This window comes from Streptomonospora sediminis, assembly GCF_054778995.1.
On record NZ_BAAGYZ010000082.1, the window covers coordinates 107,831 to 125,643 of the forward strand.

At 71.2% G+C, this 17,813-nt stretch carries 16 protein-coding genes; 7 read left to right on the plus strand and 9 right to left on the minus strand.

From position 1 onward, the window contains the following. Window positions 1-127 precede the first annotated feature (127 nt). On the plus strand, window positions 128-1,489 hold the full coding sequence (locus tag ACYVD5_RS17150; RefSeq protein ID WP_461002062.1) for a pyridoxal phosphate-dependent aminotransferase: 1,362 nt from the start codon (window positions 128-130) through the stop codon (window positions 1,487-1,489). Window positions 1,490-1,513: 24 nt separating this feature from the next. Here ACYVD5_RS17150 and ACYVD5_RS17155 read toward each other — a convergent pair whose 3' ends face one another. Next, window positions 1,514-2,692: a glycosyltransferase family 4 protein gene (locus tag ACYVD5_RS17155; RefSeq protein WP_461002063.1), complete on the minus strand. Its 1,179-nt coding sequence runs from the start codon at window positions 2,690-2,692 to the stop codon at window positions 1,514-1,516. 212 nt (window positions 2,693-2,904) lie between these two features. Here ACYVD5_RS17155 and ACYVD5_RS17160 point away from each other — a divergent pair, with 212 nt between their 5' ends. Both ACYVD5_RS17160 and ACYVD5_RS17165 read left to right on the plus strand, forming a co-directional pair. Further along, on the plus strand, window positions 2,905-3,156 hold the full coding sequence (locus ACYVD5_RS17160) for a DUF6457 domain-containing protein (RefSeq protein WP_461002064.1): 252 nt from the start codon (window positions 2,905-2,907) through the stop codon (window positions 3,154-3,156). A 234-nt stretch (window positions 3,157-3,390) separates the two neighbouring features. Beyond that, on the plus strand, window positions 3,391-4,812 hold the full coding sequence (locus ACYVD5_RS17165) for an alanine/glycine:cation symporter family protein (RefSeq protein ID WP_461002065.1): 1,422 nt from the start codon (window positions 3,391-3,393) through the stop codon (window positions 4,810-4,812). Between the two features lie 250 nt (window positions 4,813-5,062). On the opposite strand, the gene ACYVD5_RS17170 is transcribed toward ACYVD5_RS17165, so the two are convergent. The 3 genes from ACYVD5_RS17170 to thiD all read right to left on the minus strand — a co-directional run bounded on the left by ACYVD5_RS17170 (window position 5,063) and on the right by thiD (window position 7,474). Beyond that, window positions 5,063-6,073, minus strand: a complete 1,011-nt coding sequence (locus tag ACYVD5_RS17170; protein ID WP_461002066.1) for a glycoside hydrolase family 11 protein — start codon at window positions 6,071-6,073, stop codon at window positions 5,063-5,065. Between the two features lie 303 nt (window positions 6,074-6,376). Beyond that, a complete protein-coding gene (locus tag ACYVD5_RS17175) occupies window positions 6,377-6,619 on the minus strand; it encodes a hypothetical protein (protein ID WP_461002067.1) in 243 nt (80 codons plus the stop codon). A 30-nt stretch (window positions 6,620-6,649) separates the two neighbouring features. Continuing rightward, window positions 6,650-7,474 (minus strand): bifunctional hydroxymethylpyrimidine kinase/phosphomethylpyrimidine kinase, encoded by an 825-nt coding sequence (thiD, locus tag ACYVD5_RS17180; protein WP_461002068.1) that lies wholly within the window; start codon window positions 7,472-7,474, stop codon window positions 6,650-6,652. Window positions 7,475-7,779: 305 nt separating this feature from the next. On the opposite strand from thiD, the gene rocD reads away from it, so the two are divergent. Then, on the plus strand, window positions 7,780-9,057 hold the full coding sequence (gene rocD / locus ACYVD5_RS17185) for an ornithine--oxo-acid transaminase (RefSeq protein WP_461002069.1): 1,278 nt from the start codon (window positions 7,780-7,782) through the stop codon (window positions 9,055-9,057). Window positions 9,058-9,182: 125 nt separating this feature from the next. Here the strand turns inward: rocD and ACYVD5_RS17190 are convergent, their stop codons facing one another. Continuing rightward, on the minus strand, window positions 9,183-10,295 hold the full coding sequence (locus ACYVD5_RS17190) for an SGNH/GDSL hydrolase family protein (RefSeq protein WP_461002070.1): 1,113 nt from the start codon (window positions 10,293-10,295) through the stop codon (window positions 9,183-9,185). 309 nt (window positions 10,296-10,604) lie between these two features. On the opposite strand from ACYVD5_RS17190, the gene ACYVD5_RS17195 reads away from it, so the two are divergent. Both ACYVD5_RS17195 and ACYVD5_RS17200 read left to right on the plus strand, forming a co-directional pair. Further along, a complete protein-coding gene (locus tag ACYVD5_RS17195) occupies window positions 10,605-12,575 on the plus strand; it encodes an acetoacetate--CoA ligase (RefSeq protein ID WP_461002071.1) in 1,971 nt (656 codons plus the stop codon). A gap of 149 nt (window positions 12,576-12,724) precedes the next feature. Then, entirely contained in the window at window positions 12,725-14,002 is a 1,278-nt protein-coding gene (locus tag ACYVD5_RS17200) for a heparan-alpha-glucosaminide N-acetyltransferase domain-containing protein (RefSeq protein WP_461002072.1), read from the plus strand. 31 nt (window positions 14,003-14,033) lie between these two features. Here ACYVD5_RS17200 and ACYVD5_RS17205 read toward each other — a convergent pair whose 3' ends face one another. Then, window positions 14,034-14,804, minus strand: coding sequence for an enoyl-CoA hydratase-related protein (locus ACYVD5_RS17205; RefSeq protein ID WP_461002073.1), 771 nt, complete (start codon window positions 14,802-14,804; stop codon window positions 14,034-14,036). A gap of 244 nt (window positions 14,805-15,048) precedes the next feature. On the opposite strand from ACYVD5_RS17205, the gene ACYVD5_RS17210 reads away from it, so the two are divergent. After that, window positions 15,049-15,243, plus strand: a complete 195-nt coding sequence (locus ACYVD5_RS17210) for a hypothetical protein (RefSeq protein WP_461002074.1) — start codon at window positions 15,049-15,051, stop codon at window positions 15,241-15,243. Between the two features lie 44 nt (window positions 15,244-15,287). Here ACYVD5_RS17210 and ACYVD5_RS17215 read toward each other — a convergent pair whose 3' ends face one another. The 3 genes from ACYVD5_RS17215 to ACYVD5_RS17225 all read right to left on the minus strand — a co-directional run bounded on the left by ACYVD5_RS17215 (window position 15,288) and on the right by ACYVD5_RS17225 (window position 17,656). Further along, the gene (locus tag ACYVD5_RS17215) at window positions 15,288-16,808 is read right to left on the minus strand and encodes a PTS ascorbate transporter subunit IIC (RefSeq protein WP_461002075.1); all 1,521 of its coding nucleotides are present in this window, start codon (window positions 16,806-16,808) and stop codon (window positions 15,288-15,290) included. Between the two features lie 102 nt (window positions 16,809-16,910). Then, window positions 16,911-17,186 carry a PTS sugar transporter subunit IIB gene (locus ACYVD5_RS17220; RefSeq protein ID WP_461002076.1) on the minus strand — a complete coding sequence of 92 codons (276 nt, stop codon included), beginning with the start codon at window positions 17,184-17,186 and terminating at the stop codon, window positions 16,911-16,913. Next, the gene (locus ACYVD5_RS17225) at window positions 17,183-17,656 is read right to left on the minus strand and encodes a PTS sugar transporter subunit IIA (protein ID WP_461002077.1); all 474 of its coding nucleotides are present in this window, start codon (window positions 17,654-17,656) and stop codon (window positions 17,183-17,185) included. Before ACYVD5_RS17225 ends, ACYVD5_RS17220 begins: the two co-directional genes overlap by 4 nt. Window positions 17,657-17,813: the final 157 nt, after the last annotated feature.

The window sequence follows — 17,813 nt, forward strand, 5'->3', positions numbered from 1 at the left end:
CTGTCTGCATCGCAAAGACTCGCTTGTACTGATGGGGGCGAGTGGGCAGGGTGAACGTACAGGCCGCAGCCACCTCCGCCGCGGCCGGCACTTCCGTCACTCGGACGATTGCGGAGTTGATCTCTCCATGCCTGTCACCCTGTCCGCAACCCTCGCCGTGAACGAGGTACTGGCCGAGAAACGGCGCCGCGGCATCCCCGTGCTGCCGCTGGGATTCGGCGAGGCGGGGCTTCCCGTCCACCCGGCGATGCGGGAGGCCCTTGCCGCGGAGAGCGGCAGGAACGGCTACGGGCCGGTGGCCGGCGCCTGCGAACTGCGCGACGCCGCCGCCGGGTACTGGCAGCGCCGCGGCCTGCCCACCGACCCCGACCTCGTGGTGGCCGGGCCCGGCAGCAAACCGCTGCTCTACAGCTTGCTGCTGAGCATCGGCGGCGACACCGCCGCAGCGGCGCCCAGCTGGGTCAGCTACGCCGCCCAGGCCCGGCTCGCCGGGTACCGCTGCCTGCAGATCCCCACCGCACCGGCCCAGGGCGGCGTGCCAGAGCCCGCCCTGCTGGCCGGCGAAGTGTGCAGGGCCCGCGCCGAGGGCCGCGACGTCCGCTCGGTCGTCATCACCGCCCCGGACAACCCCACCGGCACGCTGGCCTCGGCGGCGACGGTGCGCCGGCTCGCCGAAACCGCCCGCGAACTCGACCTCGTCGTCATCTCCGACGAGATCTACCGCGACCTGGTGCACCAGGAAGGCACGGACGTGCACAGCGCCGCCGAGTACGCGCCGGAACGCACCGTGGTCACCACCGGGCTGAGCAAGAACCTGGCTCTGGGCGGCTGGCGGCTGGGTGTCGCCCGACTGCCCGACAGCGACTCCGGCCGCAGGCTGCGCGCCGCGCTGCTCGGGGTCGCCAGTGAAATCTGGTCCACCCCGGCCGGTCCCGTGCAGCAGGCGGGCGCCTACGCCTTCACCGAACCCGCCGAGCTCACCGCGCACATCCGGCGCAGCGCGCGGCTGCACGGCACCGTCGCGCGCGCCGTCGCCGACCGCTTCGCCGCCGCCGGCGCAATGGCCGCCGCACCGCAGGCCGCCTTCTACTGCTATCCCGACCTGGAGTCCTGGCGCGGCCACCTCGCCCGCACCCACGGAATCACCACCGGGGCCGGACTCACCGCGCTGCTGCTGGAGGAGTACGGCATGGGCGCGCTGGCGGGCGAAGAGTTCGGCGACAGCCCGCAGGCGCTGCGCATGCGGGTGGCCACGAGCCTGCTCTACGGCGACACCGACGACCAGCGGTCCACCGCCCTGGAGGCCGATGACCCCCTCGCCCTGCCCTGGATCGCCGACCACCTCGACCGGCTCGGCGAGGTCCTGGAATCGGCGGGCCCCGCAGAGGTGCCCGAGCCCGCCGCCGGCCCGCCGGCCGGGGAGCAGCGGTCGGCGGGGAGCGGAGCCCCGGTCATTGCGGAAGGGCCGGGTCCGCACCCCGCCGCGTGACAGCGTAGCGCTGCCCGAGCGGCCTCAGGTGCGCAGGGGCACGTGGGGCAGCGCCACCTCGCCGGGTGCGATCACCGAGCGGTAGTGGTCGAGCAGCTGATCGCCGACGACCTCCCAGGTGCGCGACTCCACCGAAGGCCGCGCAGCGGCGGCCATGCGCCGCCGCAGCGCGCCGCTGTGGATCAGCCGCCCCACCGCCACGCGCATCTCGCGGACCGACGACGGGGCGTAGAGCAGCCCGTTCGCTTCGGGGTCGACCAGGTCCAGCGGGCCGCCCGCCGCCGGGGCCACCACCGGCACGCCCGAGGCCAGCGCCTCCTGGATCGCTTGGCAGAAGGTCTCGTCGGCGCCGGTGTGCACGAAAACGTCCAGCGCGGCGTAGAGGCGCGACAGCTCCGCTCCGGTGCGCTGGCCGGTGAAAACCGCCGAGGGCATCTTGCGGCGCAACCGCTCCCGATCGGGGCCGTCGCCGACGATCACCAGCTTGGCGCCCCGCAGCCGCGCCGCGTGGGCCAGCAGACCCGCCCGCTTGTCCTTGGACAACCGGCCGATGTAGCCGACCAGGACCTCGCCGCCCGGGGCGATCCGCCGGCGCAGTTCGTCGTCGCGGTGGCGGGGATGGAAGCGCTCGGTGTCGACGCCGCGCTGCCACAGGCTCAGCCGCGGGAACCCGCGCTCGGCCAGTGCGTGCATCGTGGCAGACGAGGGCACCAGGGTGCGGTCGACGGCCGCGTGGATCTGGCGCAGCATCGGCCAGAGCGCATCCGAGCCGGGAACGCCGTGGCGGGCGGCGAAACCCGGCAGGTCGGTCTGGTAGACCGCCACAGTGGGCAGCGCCAGCGGGCGGGCGACCTCCACCGCCGCGTTGCCCAGCAGGGCCGGCGAGGCCAGGTGCATGAGATCGGGCGCGAACGCGCGCAGCGCGGCCGTCAGCAGCCGGCGTACGGGAAGTCCCAGCGCGAACGTGCGGTACCCCGGCAGCGGCACGCTGGGCAGCCGCACCACCGGGAAACCCGCATAGGTCGCCGGGCCGTCGCCCGGCGCGAGGATGATGGCCTGGTGGCCGCGTGCGCGCAGGTGGTCGGCCACGCGGCACACGGAGTTGGTGACACCGTTGACCTGGGGGAGGAAGGACTCGGTCACGATCGCCACGCGCAGCGGGCGGGTCGAGTCGGGACTGGGGGACGAGTACGGCGGACGCATGCGGCTCTCCCGCTTTTCGGGACTGCTCCTGGTCGGCACGTTAGGCACCGTGTGTGAACCGGTGCGGACCGCCGGCGAACGCCCGGTCGACACTCTGCCACCGGGAATGCGACGCGGGTCCGGGCGATGCGCCGCGCCGCCGCACGCAGCGGCGCCCGCGCCCGTATGATCGGCGACTGTCGCCCCAACACCCCGGCAGAGGAGCAGCGACGATGACCCTGGTCGAATGGGCGCAGCAGGTCTGCGCCGAACTCGAACTCGCAGACGAGATCGGCAAGTCCGACGTCGATCGCGTCCTCGACCTCGCAAAGGACGCTGCGCACTCGATCGCCCGCCCGGCGGCGCCGGTGACCGCCTACCTGGTCGGCATCGCGGTAGGCCGGGGTGCCGACCCCGTGGAGGCCGCCGCGGTGGTGGCGGCACTGGCCCGGGATCAGGCCGACGGATCCGCAGCGGACGGCTGAGTAGCCGGATCGACCGTCCACTGCCGGGGAAACCGCGCAACCGCGATCGGTACGTGCGCCAACCGTGACTTGTGTGTGACACGACAGTGCAAACCTTGCCGTGCTTTCCGCGTGCTGGCTGCTGTGCCGATTCGCCACGCCGAGCCGCGCCGTGCATTCACCGCCCGCGCCACTCGCTGCGCTGGATTCCCCCGGTGAAGTACCCCCCGTATTTCGATTGATTGGATCTCGTCCATGGCACAACTCCAGGCGATCCTGGACCAAATCTCATCGGTGGTGTGGGGGCCGTTCGTCCTCATCCCGCTGCTGCTGTTCACCGGGATCTTCCTCACCCTCCGGCTGAAACTACTGCAGTTCCGGGTGCTGTTCCATGCGCTGTGGCTGGCGCTGTTCCGCCGCAAGGAGCACCACTCGGTCGAGGGCGACATCTCGCACTACCAGGCGCTGAGCACCGCCCTGGCGGCGACGGTGGGTGTCGGCAACATCGCCGGTGCCGCACTGGCGGTCGGCGCCGGCGGCCCTGGCGCGCTGTTCTGGATGTGGCTCGTCGGCCTGGTCGGCATGGCGACCAAGTACAGCGAGGCGCTGCTGGGTGTGAAGTTCCGCCGCACCGACGCCAAGGGCGAGCAGAGCGGCGGCCCCATGTTCTACCTGCGCCGCGGCCTGCCCGGCGGGCTCGGGCTGGCACTGGGCGGCGCGTTCGCGGTCTTCGGCGCCGTCGCCTCGTTCGGCATCGGCAACGGCACCCAGGCCAACACGGTCGCGCTGCAACTGGAGTCGGTGTGGTCCGTGCCGCCGTGGGTCTCGGGCCTCGTGCTGATGGTCCTCGCCGGTGCAGTCATCATCGGCGGCATCAAGAGCATCGGGCGGTTCGCCGCTGCGGTCGTGCCGATCATGATCGTGCTCTACATCGGTGTCACCCTGCTGGTGCTCGCCGCCAACGTCACCGCGCTGCCCGGCGCGCTCGCACTGGTGTTCACCGAAGCGTTCACCGGCGCCTCGGCCACCGGCGGCCTGCTCGGGTCGGCCCTACTGTTCGCCATCCAGCAGGGAGTCTCGCGCGGCATCTTCTCCAACGAGTCGGGTCTGGGCACCGGTGCCATCGCCGCCGCCTCCGCAAAGACCGACCAGCCCGTGCGCCAGGCCATGGTCTCGATGACCCAGACGTTCATCGACACCATCATCGTGGTCACCATGACCTGCATGGTCATCATCGTCACCGGCGCCTGGCAGGCCGAGGACGCCGAGGACGGTTCGCTGCTGACCTCCCAGGCGATCTCGGACGGCCTGTCGACGATTTCGCCGGCGCTGGCCCCGATCGGCGGCTACAGCGTCGCCATCGCGGTGATGGTCTTCGCCTTCACCACGATCGTCGGCTGGTCCTACTACGGCGAGCGCTGCATCGACTTCCTCATCGGACGCAAGGGCGTGCTGCCGTTCCGCTTCGTTTTCGTGGTCGTCGTGTTCGTCGGCGCGACCGTGCCGCTGGACATCATCTGGAGCTTCAGCGACATCGCCAACGGCCTGATGGCGCTGCCCAACCTCGTCGGGCTGCTGCTGCTGTCCGGCGTGGTGGCAAACGAGACCAAGAAGTACTTCGCCAACCCCGACTGGAAGAACCCCGAGTCGAACATCGAGAAGGTCTACGACTCCTGACCCCGGCCGCGGCGGGGCCGGAACACGCATTCGGCCCCGCCCGTCCCGGAAAACGCAATGGGGGTGTCCGCCGCGGCGGACACCCCCATTGCGCATTTGCAGTACCCGGAAGGACCAGGCGTGCCTGGATCGGGGATGGGGGTTTGCTGAAGCACCTGCGGATACGACGGAGTTGCCCCGAATCCGCCCGTGGCGCGGCGGTTGGCAACCGCCGCGCCACGGGAGTGGGAATCACTCGGGCCGAGGGGCCTCAGTTGGCACTGCAGGAGACCGTCGGCCACGTCCAGTTGCCGTTGTGCTCGATCGTCGCGCCCCAGTTGTTGCCGTTCCCGTTGGGAGTGGCGACCAGCGTCTGGGCGTCGGGATAGTTCGCGTCGATGTTCCACGTCGACATGACCTTCGCCGGCGACGGCACGTTCATCGTCACGGTCCAGTCGTTGGAGCCGCTGACGGAGACCCCGAGGTTGTAGCGGTCGTCCCACTGCGAGCCCTCGGACAGCGTGGCGGTGCAGCCGTTGTTGCCGCCGCCGCCACCACCGCCGCCTCCGCCACCACCGCCGCCGCCGGAGGTGCCCAGGGTGATGTTGGAGCTGCCGCTGCTCTGGTAGCCCTCGGTCGCCATGATCATGTAGTCGTGGTTGCCCAGGTTCATACCGTGGCCGGCCCAGGCGTCGAAGTGGTTGCCGGCGGTGATGGTTCCGCCCGTCCTGCGGGACTGGCGGACACTCCAGTACTGGGGGAACGTCGCAGTGCCCTCGATGGAGGGCTTGTCGTAGCGCATCGTCCGGTAGATGTCGTAGGTGCCGCCGTCACTGGTGACGGTGCCCTGGTACTCGCCGTTGGGCCGGTAGCTGCCCCAATTGTCGACGACGTAGTACTCCACGAGCGGGTCCCGGGTCCACCCGTAGAGTGTCAGGTAGGAGTTTCCGGAGGGGTTGTAACTGCCGGAGTACTCCACGGTGCGGCGCCCGCCGGTACTCCAGCCCTTGCCGGCGACGAAGTTGCCGGTGTTGCTCCATTGGGTGCTGTAGTTGCCGCCGGGGCCGTTCTCCATGGATACGGTGCCCTCGGAATCGGTCCAGAACGAGTAGAAGTAGCCGTCGTGGGTGCCGGTCTGGTTGGACGTGATGGCCGCGCTGGCGCTGGTAGGCAGCACGGTCGAGGCCGTGACCATCGCTACCGCGGCGACGAAGGCGCGTCCGGCGACCCGTCTGACTCTGCTGTGTCGACGGCTCTTCGGACGTGTGGGGGATGTGATCATCTGCGGTTCTTCCTCCTCGTGAAGAACGGCGGGACTGACGGCGGCCGGGGGCGGCCGCCGCGGCTCGGCGCTGTCCGACGCGTCGGAATGGTCCGGTCGACCTGCGCCGACGAACGGAAAGACCAGGTCGAAGTGGGTGGTCGCGGTTGCAGCTCGGGGTCGCTCCGTCAGTAGTGACAGTGTTCGGGCGGCCACATGGGGCTGTCAATAATTTCCGGAAGATTTCGGAGGCTGTCGACCGTCCCTGCGGCAGGAAGCCCGCATAACTGGCACCCGAAAACCACCGCAGGCGCCCAGCTATGGCTAGTCGATAGTTTCGGGTGGCTTCCGGATCACCGTTCGGTGTGATCGACGGGGGTGCGCCCTGCCGCACGCGAGCGCGCCGACGGGCTGCAGGGGCCGCCTGCCCCAGGACAACGGCGCCGCGAGCAGCTTGGTGAATCCGAACTGCGGCGCGATCTCCTCGAACTCCGCCTTCTTGCTCCACAGGTCGCTCTCGAAAACGGCGACCGTGTGAGCGGCGTTCTTCCCGTTCGCCGTTTCCACGACGACGCCGCAGAACCCTCGGTCCCCGATCTAGTGGGTTCGGTCCCCGCCGTCCCACCAGGGGTGGAAGTGGTGCACCGGGCCCCGGCCGCGGCCCGCGTCGAGCTCGTCGGCGCGGCGCAGCGCCTCGGTCAGGTAGTCCTTGGCGCCCCGCACCGCCTCGGCGAAGTTGCGCCGCTGGGGGCGCAGCGCAGCGATCGCCGAGGACAGCGTGCAGCCGGTGCCGTGGGTGTTGTACGTGGCGATGCGCTCGGCGGAGAAGGTCTCGGTCATACCGTCGGCGGCCACCAGCAGGTCGGTGCTGCTCTGCCCGCTGAGGTGGCCGCCCTTGAGCAGCACCCGCTCGGCCCCCAGCTCCAACAGCCGCTCGGCCTGCTCGCGCATTGAGGACAGGTCGTGGCGCTCGTTCTCGCCGAGCAGTTCGGCGGCCTCGGGCAGGTTGGGCGTGATCAGGTCGGCGCGCGGCACCAGGTCGGTACGCACGGCCTCGATGGCGTCGGGTGCCAGCAGCCGGTCGCCGCTCTTGGCCACCATCACCGGGTCGAGCACTACGTTGGGCGGTTCATAGGAGTCCAGCGCCTTGACCACGGCGCGGACCACCCCGGCGTTGGCCAGCATGCCGATCTTGACCGCGTCCACGCGGGCGTCGGTCAGCAGCGTGTCGAGTTGGCGTGCGACGAACTCCGCCGGGATCTCCTGCACCCCCGCCACACCCGTTGTCGACTGCGCGGTGAGCGCGGTGATAACGGTCATGCCGTAGCCGCCCAGGGCCGAGAACGTTTTCAGATCCGCCTGGACACCGGCTCCGCCGCTGGGGTCGCTGCCGGCGATGGACAGGATGTTGCAGGTGCTCACGTTCGTTCCTTCGCTGCTACGGGCGGTCGGATGCGGGGGTCGCCGGTGCGGCGGCCGGGAACGCGGCAGGGGGCCGCCTCCCGTCCGGAGTCGTACCCGCCGGCGCGGCGCCCACATGCCGTGTCCGCGGCGAAACGATGCCGAACCGATCACAGGCTTTCACGGCGGCGGCTCCCGGCCGCGGGCGGCAGGGGCTGTGCGCCGCCGGGTGCAGCTGAGGGCCGCCGCGGCGGAAGCGCTTCGCGCACCGGGGGAGCGGGTATCCACTCAGCGTCAATCGATCAACGGTGATCGGAGGAACCTGGATGAGCGAGACCCGCGCTCTGGGACCACAGGATTCCGGCGGCGACCCCGCCGGAGCCATCGACTCCACCGGCGAGCACATCAGGCTGGCCGAAACCCACTCCGCCCGCAACTACGCCCCGCTGCCCGTCGTCATCGCCGAGGGCGAGGGCGCCTGGGTCACCGACGTCGAGGGGCGCCGCTACCTCGACTGCCTGGCCGGATACTCCGCGGTGAACTTCGGCCACCGCAACCCCGACCTCGCCGCTGCCGCACAGCGCCAACTCGAACGCGTCACGCTGACCAGCCGCGCCTTCTACCACGACCGGTTCGCCCCCTTTGTCACTGCGCTGGCCGGGCTGGCGGGCAAGGAGCAGGTGCTGCCGATGAACTCCGGGGCCGAAGCGGTCGAAACCGCCGTCAAGGTCTCGCGCCGGTGGGCCTACGACGTCAAGGGCGTTCCCGCCGACCGGGCGACCATCGTCGTGGCGGGCGGCAACTTCCACGGGCGCACCACCACCATCGTCTCCTTCTCCGACGACCCCGACGCCTACGGCGGCTACGGTCCCTACACCCCCGGGTTCCGCAGCGTTCCCTACGGCGACGCCGACGCGGTGGCCGGCGCCATCGACTCCACCACCGCGGCGGTACTGGTCGAACCCGTGCAGGGCGAGGCCGGCGTCATCGTCCCGCCACCCGACTACCTGCCGCGCCTGCGCGAACTCTGCGACCGGCACCGGGTACTGCTCATCGCCGACGAGATCCAGTCGGGCCTGGGCCGCACCGCAACCGTGCGCGCCTGCGAGCACACCGGTGTCGTCCCCGACGCCTACCTGTTCGGCAAGGCGCTGGGCGGGGGCATCCTGCCCGTCTCGGCGATGGTCGCCGACGCCGACGTGCTGGGGGTCATCAAACCCGGCCAGCACGGCAGCACCTTCGGCGGCAACCCCATGGCCTGTGCCATCGGGACCGAGGTGGTGCGGATGCTGCGCGAGGGCCCCTACCTCGGCAATGCGCGGCGCCTGGGCGAGATACTGCGCACCCGGCTCAAGGAGTTCGAGGGCAACGGCGCGGTCGCCACCCGCAGCATCGGCCTGTGGGCGGGCATCGACGTGGCGCCGGAACTGGCCACCGGCCGGCTGATGTGCGAGCTACTGGCCGAACGCGGCGTGCTGGTCAAGGACACCCACGGCTCCACGATCCGGCTGTCGCCGCCGCTGGTGGTCACCGAGGACAACCTGAACTGGGCACTCGACCAGATCGGCGCCGTGCTGGCCGAGCTGGGCGCCACCCGCGGCTGAGCCCGGCCGAACCCCCGCGGACACGGCGCCCCGCCGCCGCGAGCGGGACGGGCGAGCGGGTGCGGGCGCCGCGCGCGCCGGCACCCGCTCGCCCGCCGCACCCGGGCCGGGCACAGCGGTCGGGCTCAGTCGACCTCGCCTGCGAGGACCTCGGAGTCCACACCCTCCAAGGTCTCCTGCGCGGCGTACAGCGCCCGCCCCGGCCCGTCGTCCAACTGCCGCACGATCCGCTTGGTGAACGCCTTGTGCCCGCGGGCATTGGGATGGAAGGTGCCGTGGTCGACCTCGACACCCCCGGAGAGGTCGCCCAGCAGCACCCCGTTGAGCCACGGATGCTCGGCACCGATCTCGTGGCCCTTCAGCGCCGTGTACATCCGTACGTACTCCACGCTGCCGGTCTGGCGGTCGTCGACGATCTGGGCGTCCAGTTCGCCCACGTCCTCCTGGATACGGGCGTCGAACCGCTTGAGGATCGTGTTCAGCCACTCCTGGTCGTGGGGCGCCAGCGTGTAGTACATGCCTTCCGGGTCGGCGGGGAAGAGCCGCGGGTAGCCGACGACCAGGATGCGCGCATCGGGGGCGCGCTCGCGGATCTCGCCGATGATGTCGTCGAAGGTGGAATCGAACGCGTTGATGCGCGCCTCGATGTCCTCCTCCTGGTCGCTGCAGGCGCTGGTCTCCATCAGCGGCACCCGCACCATGCAGGCGCGCAGCACGCTGGTGAACCCGAGATCGTTGCCGCCGATACCGATGGTGACCAGCGACGTGTGCGGGCCCACCCGCCCGATCTGGGACTCCGCACCGTCGAGGGTCTCCAACATGTCAGCGCCGCGCTGGCGGCTGCAGGCGTAGAACCCGAGCTGCCCGGAGAAGTCGTAGGAGTCCGACAGGCGCCGGGGGTAGGCGTTGGCCGAACGCCGGCAGCCGTCGGTGGCGGCCGTTTCCGGCGTGTAGTCGCCGGCGCCCTCGCCCGAGGAGTAGGAGTCGCCCAGTGCGACATAGTTGCCCCAGGACGCGGCCTCTTCAGGGGTGAGGCGCTGGCGCCAGCCCGATGCGCCGTCGTAGTCGCGGCGGGGGTCCTCCAGCCGGGAACAGCCCTGCCCGGTGGTTTCGCACCAGGCGTCGAGGACGCCCTCGCGGGTGGGGGGCACCAGCATGACGGCCGTGCAAACGAGCACGATCGCAGCCGCCGCCGCGCCGATGATCCGCGCCCGTCGGCTGAATTCGGGAATGCGCACCGCCCGATCTGCCTCCCGTCCCCAGCACGTCCGCGGCCTTGGCATGTAGGGGAGCCCCGGCACGGCGGACCGGAGCCCACGCAACGAAGGTTACCCGGGCCGCGGCCGGCGTCCGCAGCGGCGGCGGCGCCCTATCGCCGCAACTTCCGCTGCGGGGTGTCCGGAAGCCGCCGCGGCCGGCGGGCGGATGGAACCCGCAGGGCTTTGCGCCCCCGCCTGCGTGGCGTACCGGCATGTTGTTGGATGATGGGCGTCACACTTACGCGGCCGGACCTGGAATTCCGGCGTGCAGCAAGGAGGGAGCCGGATATGCGGACAGCACCGCCGCTGCTGTGGGAACCGGACCGGAACCGGCGCGAGCGCGCCAACATCACCCCCTTCACACAGTGGGTGCGCGAGCACCGCGGAATCGAGGCCGCGGATTACGACGCGCTGTGGCGGTGGTCGGTCACCGACCTGGACGGGTTCTGGTCGGCGATCTGGGAGTACTTCGGGGTCAGCTCCCGGACGCCCTACGAACAGGTGCTCGCCGACCGCTCGATGCCGGGTGCGCAGTGGTTCCCCGGTGCGCAACTGAACTACGCCCAGCACGTCTTCGCCGACCGCGACGACGACACAGTCGCCATCCGCCACGCCGCGGAGCTGCGCATGCTGGGCGAGTGGACCTGGGGCGAACTGCGTTCCCGCACCGCCGCCATCGCGCAGGGACTGCGCCACCTGGGCGTGCGGAAGGGCGACCGTGTTGTCGCCTACCTGCCCAACATCGCCGAGGCGGTGGCCGCCTTCTTCGCCTGCGCCTCCATCGGCGCCGTGTGGTCCTCGTGCTCGCCCGACTTCGGGGTGCGCAGCGTCGTTGACCGCTTCGCCCAGATCGAACCCAAGGTGCTGCTGGCCGTCGACGGCTACCGCTACGGCGGCAAGGACTTCGACCGCACCGGCGTGCTCGCCGAACTGCGCGCGCAACTGCCCAGCGTCGAGCACACCGTGGTGCTGAACTACCTGGGCGGCACCCGTGTCGAGGGCGCGCTGGACTGGGAGGACCTGGAGTCGGCGGGGGCGGGCGCCGAACTGGCCTTTGCCGAGCTGCCCTTCGACCACCCGCTGTGGGTGCTGTTCTCCTCGGGCACCACCGGCTTGCCCAAGGCCATTGTGCAGGGCCACGGCGGCATCCTGCTGGAACAGCTCAAGAACCTGAATCTGCACATGGACGCCCAAGCGGGCGACCGGGTGTTCTGGTACACCACCACCGGCTGGATGATGTGGAACCTGCTGGTGAGCATGCTGCTGACCAAGGCCTCCATCGTCCTCTACGACGGCAGCCCCGGCCACCCCGACCTCGGCGCGCTGTGGGACCTCGCCGAGCGGGCCCGGATCACGGTTTTCGGCACCAGCGCGGGCTTCCTCTCCTCCTGCCTGAAAGAGGGCATCCACCCGGCCCGCGGCCGCGACCTCTCGCAACTGCACGCGGTCGGCTCGACCGGTTCGCCGCTGAGCCCCGAAGCGTTCGAGTGGTGCTACCGCGAACTCGGCCGGGACCTGTGGCTGTTCTCCACCAGCGGCGGCACCGATGTCTGCAGCTGCCTGGTCGGCGGGGTACCGGTCCGGCCGGTTTACCAGGGCGAGATCCAGGCCCGCGCGCTGGGCATGGCCGTGGCCGCCTGGGACCCCGAAGGCAACGAGCTGATCGGCGAGGTCGGCGAGCTGGTCGTGACCGAACCGGCCCCCTCGATGCCGCTCTACTTCTGGAACGACCCCGACGGCCAACGGCTGTACGAAAGCTACTTCTCGACGTATCCGGGCGTGTGGCGCCACGGCGACTGGATCGAGATCACCGAGCGCGGTACCGCCGTCATCTACGGCCGCTCCGACTCCACCATCAATCGCGGCGGCATCCGGATGGGCACCAGCGAGATCTACCGCGCCGTGCTGGCGCTGGACGAGGTCACCGACGCGCTGGTGGTGGACGTGCCCCAGCCCGAGGGCGGCTCGCGCATCGAGCTGTTCGTGGTGATGCGCGGGAACGCCGACCTCGACGACCAGCTCGTCTCGCGCCTGGCCCGGCGCATCCGCGAGGATTGCTCGCCGCGGCACGTGCCCGACGCGGTGCGCGCCATCAGCGAGGTTCCGCGCACGCTGTCGGGCAAGGTGCTGGAAGTGCCCGTCAAACGCATCCTGATGGGGGAGCACCCCGAGCGCGTCGCCAGCCGCGATTCGCTGGCCAACCCCCAGGCCCTGGACTACTTCAGCCGGCTGTCCGCCGAGCGGCCCGGCGGCGCCTGAGGCGGTGCGGCCCGCAGCCCGCGGCCCGGTGCGACCGGTGCGCAGGCCGCGGGCCGGCCGGGTGTGCCGCCGCCGGACGGGCACGCTGCATATCCGGCGCATCGGGATCGAGGGGACAACCAACCGCAATCCCGCCTAGTCTGGTCCGCGTGTCGCAGCAGATTCCCCACCGGGGGTCCGAGCCCTCCCGCGAAGCCCGCGACGGGCGGATCGCCGGGATCGACGTCGCCCGCGCCCTCGCGGTGTTCGGCATGTTCACCGTCCACCTCGGGGTGGGATCGATCGGCGTCTTCGGCGGCGACGCGTTCGGCGAGGCCGCCGCCGAAACCCTCCACGGGCTCACCCGCGGCCGTTCTTCGGCGCTGTTCGCGTTCTTGGCCGGTGTATCGCTGGCCCTGATGACCGGCCGCACCCGCCCGCTCGCGGGCACGGCCCTGCAGGCCGCCCGCGCCCGCATCCTGGTACGCGCTCTCGTACTGGCCGTGCTCGGGCTGCTGCTCGACCTCTCCGGCGCGCCGATCGCGGTCATCCTCACCTACTACGCCGGGTTCTTCCTGCTCGCACTGCCGCTGCTGCGCCTGCGCGCGCCCGCACTGGGCGCGATCGCCGCCGCCATCGCGGTGCTGGGACCGGTGCTGTCCTACCTGGTCCGCGGCGCCATGGGCGAACCCGGCGCGCGGGTCTCCTCCATCGGCGGAGTCACCGACTTCCTGCTGACCGGCTACTACCCGGCCGCCAGCTTCATGGCCTTTGTGGTGGCGGGCATGGCCGCGGGCCGGCTGGACCTGAGAGCGCCGCGGGTGCGCGCGGCCCTGGCCGCGGGCGGAGCCGGCCTCGCGCTGGTGGGATACGGCGGCTCCTGGCTGCTGCTGTACCCGCTCGGCGGCATCGACCGGCTGCTGCAGGCGCGCTTGGGCGGCTCCTTCGACCTCGCCGGCACCGACCCGGTGCTGCGGGGCCCGATGCGCAGCGACGTCGCCGCCGATCTAGGCGACCTGCACGGCCAGGTGCCCACCGATTCCCTCTGGTACCTGGTGGTGGCCAGCCCGCACAGCGGCACCGGCTTCGAGATCGCCGGCGCCGTCGGCACGGCGCTGCTGGTGCTCGTGGCCTGCATGGCCGCCACCGACCTCGCCGCCGCGCCGCTGTATCCGCTGGCCGCCGCCGGTTCCATGGCGCTGACCATCTACACCGGCCACGTCCTGGTGATCGCGGCGCTCGGGTTCTCCGCCCAGGACATCGCGCCCTTCCGGCTGGAGGCGTTCGTGCTGGGGTCGCTGCTCTCCGCCGCCCTGTGGCGCCTGGCGCTGGGCCGCGGGCCCCTGGAACGGGCGCTGGGTTCGGCCGGCGATGCGGTCGCCGAGCTGGCGACCGCCGCCCCACCGGTGGATACCGGCGGCTCGCACCCGCCGCCGCCCGCCCGCTGAACCGGCGCTGGCCCTCGGGCCCGACACCCGGTCACTGGGGCCAGACCGGCGGGCGTTTTTCCAGGAAGGCGGAGATGCCTTCGCGGGCCTCGGGAGTCTGGCTGCTGGCGGCCATGACCTCCACGGCGTGGCTGTAGGCCTCGTTTTCGGGGCGGTCGAACTGGGCGTAAAGCGTCTGCTTGCCCAGCGCGGTGCTGCGCGGGGAGCCGCGGGTGGCGCGTTCCAGCAGATGGCGCGCCGCACTGTCGAGCTCGGCGTCGGGCACCGCCATGTTGACCAAACCCCATTCGGCGGCGGTTGCGGCGTCGATCGTGTCGCCGGTCAGCGCCATCTCCATTGCGCGTTTGCGGCCGACACAGCGCGAGACCGCCACCATCGGCGTGTGGCAGAACCAGCCGCCCTTGCCGCCGGGGGCGGCGAATCCGGCGCTGCGGCCCGCCACCGCCAGGTCGCAGTCGGCGACCAGTTGGCAGCCGGCGGCGGTGGCCAGCCCGTGCACCCGCGCCAGCACCACCTGCGGTACCGACTGCACGGTCTCCATCAGCCGTACGCAGGTGTGCAGCAGTTCGCGGGCACCGTCGAGGTCGGCCGCCGCCACGTCGGCGAAGTCGTGCCCGGCGCTGAAGACCGGGCCGTTGCCGGCCAGGATCACGCCGGTGGCACTGGAGGCGCCGACCTCCTCGAAGGCCGCGGTCAGCCGCCGCATGTGGTCGGCGGACAGCGCGTTCCGGCGGCCGGGCCGGTTCATGGTGATGGTGGCCACGGCACCCTCGTGTTCGACGAGGACGGGTTCATCGCTCATGCCCCGACGCTACGCTCCGGCCGCGCCGCGTAACAGCCGAGCGCGCCGCCGGGTTGCGGCAACGATCGGCCCCTGTAGAAGATGTTTGAGGGTTGGCCGCCGGAATTCCGGCCATGAACAGGAAGCTGCAGCAAAAAAGTCTCTAAAGCAATTTCAATGAGATTATTGAAGGAAGGGCGATCGGGAACCCGCTGCGAACCACCGATCGCCCGGACCGGTCAGCCTGTGCCGAAGGAGGCGCGCGATGAAGTTCGTTCTTGAGGTAGAGATGGGCGAGGACGCGTTCGGCGGCAACGCTGTCGCGGAACTGGGCCGCATCCTGCGGTACTGGGGCGGCAACCTGCGCTACTACGACATGAAGCCGGGCGATGGCTCGGACATCTACGACTCCGAGTACAACGACGTGGGGACCTGGAAGATCACCGCGGCCGGATCCTGACCGGGGGCGGCCGGAGCGGCACTCCTCCACCGCTCCGGCCGCCCTCAGGAGCCGTCCCCGCCCGCGGTCTTGCCCGTGCCGCCCTGGTCGGGGCCCTTGGCCTGCTCGGCGCGTTCGGCCAGGGCCGCCTCGTGGCGGGCACCGGGATCCCAGCCCCGTTCGACCGCGCGCTTCTGCACCAGCACGGCACCCGCCAGCAGCACCGCCGCCATCAGCAGCGCCAGCACCACGCCGCCGGCGTCGCCGGTGCGGAAGGCGTAACCGATCGCGATGCCGAACCAGCCGAAGTCGGCGTCGCCGAACGTGGTGTTGGCACCGCCGAAGTCGCCCAGCACCCCCAGCAGGAAGGCGGGCAGCAGCGTGATCAGCACGCCGTTGACAAAGGCGCCCGCCGCCGCGCCGCGCCTGCCGCCGGTCGCGTTGCCGAACACCCCGGCCGCACCGCCGGTGAAGAAGTGCGGCACCAGCCCGGGCAGGATCAGCGCCAGCCCGAAGACCGGGTTGACCGCCACCGCCATCACCGCCAGGGTCACCAGTCCGCCGGCGAAGCTCGCGAGGAAGCCCACCAGCACCGCGTTCTGCGCGAACGGGAACACGATCGGCACGTCCAGCGCAGGCACCGCCCCCGGCACCACGCGGTCGGCGATCCCCTGGAACGCGGGCACCAGTTCACCGAGGATGGTGCGCACGCCGTAGAGGATCACTGCGACGCCGATGCCGAACTGCAGGCCCTGCATCACCGACTGCATCAGGAAGTGCCCGATGGTGGGGTCGATGCCTTCTGCTGGCGGGAACGTTTCCAAGGCGGCCGCGGTGCCCTGCCGCGCCCAGAACACCAGCGCCACCGCCACGTAGATGAGCACCATCGACAACGCGGTGGCCACCATGGAGTCGCGCAGGAACCGCAGCCCTTCGGGCAGTTTCAGGTCCTCGGTGCTGCGGCTGGTCCGCCCGACCAGCTGCCCGGTGGCGCCGGCGGCCACATAGCCCAGCGTGCCGAAGTGCCCGATGGCGATCTTGCCGTCGCCGCCGACCCGGCGGGTCCACGGCTGGGCCAGTGCCGGAAGCGACACCATCACCGCGGCCAGCAGCACCGCGCCCAGCACCACCGCCGCCGCGGTGGGCAGCGCGGTCGTGGCCAGCACCATGGTCAGCAGCGTCGCCATGAACAGGATGTGGTGGCCGGTGAGGAACACGTAGTGCAGCGGGGTGAACCTGGCCAGCACCAGGCTCAGCGCAAAGCCCGCGATCATGGTCCAGGCGACCTGGGCGCCGAACCGCTCCTGGGCGATGGCCACGATCGCCTCGTTGGTGGGGACCACGCCCTGGGCGCCGGCGGCCCCCTGGATCATCTGCCCCAGCGGCTCCAGCGCCGCCACCACGATGTCGGCCCCCGCCCCGATGAGCAGGAAACCCAGTACGGCTTTGAGCCCGCCGCCCACGATCTGGCCGGTCGACCTGCGCAGCGCGATCAGACCCACGGCGGTGATCAGCCCGACCATGTAGGCCGGGATGCTCAGTATCTCGTTGACGATGAACTGTACGACGGCGACGAGCCAATCCATAGAGCCGCTCCTGGCAGACAGGGATGGTTCGGCCGCTGCGGCCGCGGGTGCCCGGCGGCCGCAGCGCGGGCAGGGTGCCGGCGGGCCGGCCGGGGCCCGCGGTCACGCGCCGATGGCGGCGCCCAGCTTCTCGCGGATCTCGGTGGCGTCGACGAAGTTGTTCACCACAACCACCGGAATGCCCAGGTCGCCCAGTTCGGTGGCGAGTTCGCCCGAGGTCAGCACCACGTCGGCGGTTGCCGCCGCCCCGCGGGCCGTGCCGATGTCGGCGACCTCCACGTCGGCGTCCAGGCCCAGGTCTTGGACCGCTTTTTCGGCGTTGCCCTTGAGGAGGATGCTGGTGCCGATACCCATGCCGCATACCGCGAGAATCTTCATTCTGCTGCGCTCGTTTCGTACTCGCTGATGGTGCTGTGGATCTCCGCCGCGGTGGTGGCGCCGGTCAGCCGCGCCCGCCGCGCGGGGTCGGCCAGCAGCCGGGCCAGCCGCGACAGCGCCGTGGAGTGGCCGTCGTGGTCGGCGGCGGCCAGCCCGATCACCAGCCGGACGGGGTCGTTGGTGGTGTGTCCGAACTCGACCGGATTCTGCAGCCCTGCCCAGGACAGCCCGGTGCGCAAGACGGCGGGGGAGGGCCTGGAGTGGGCGAGTGCGAGACCGGGCGCGATCACGATGTAGGGGCCGTACTCATCGACGGCGTCCTGCATCTCGCCGATGTAGTCGGGTGTGGTGGCTCCGGTGGCGACCAGGAGTTCGCCGGCCGCTCTGATCGCCGCGCGCCAGCCCTCGACCTCGATGCCGGTGACGATCGCGTCGACCGGCAGCAGTTGCGACAGGGACGGTTGCGTCATGCGTGCCTCCCGGTGGTGTACCCGGCGCGCCGCGTGCGCTCGCGCGGCGGACCGCCCTTTCACGCTAGGGCGTAATCGCCCGAATGTAACGTAGGCCACGCTTTGGTGTCGTGCCGGTATTGATCCAGGTACGCTCCTTGGCGCAGAAACCGCTACA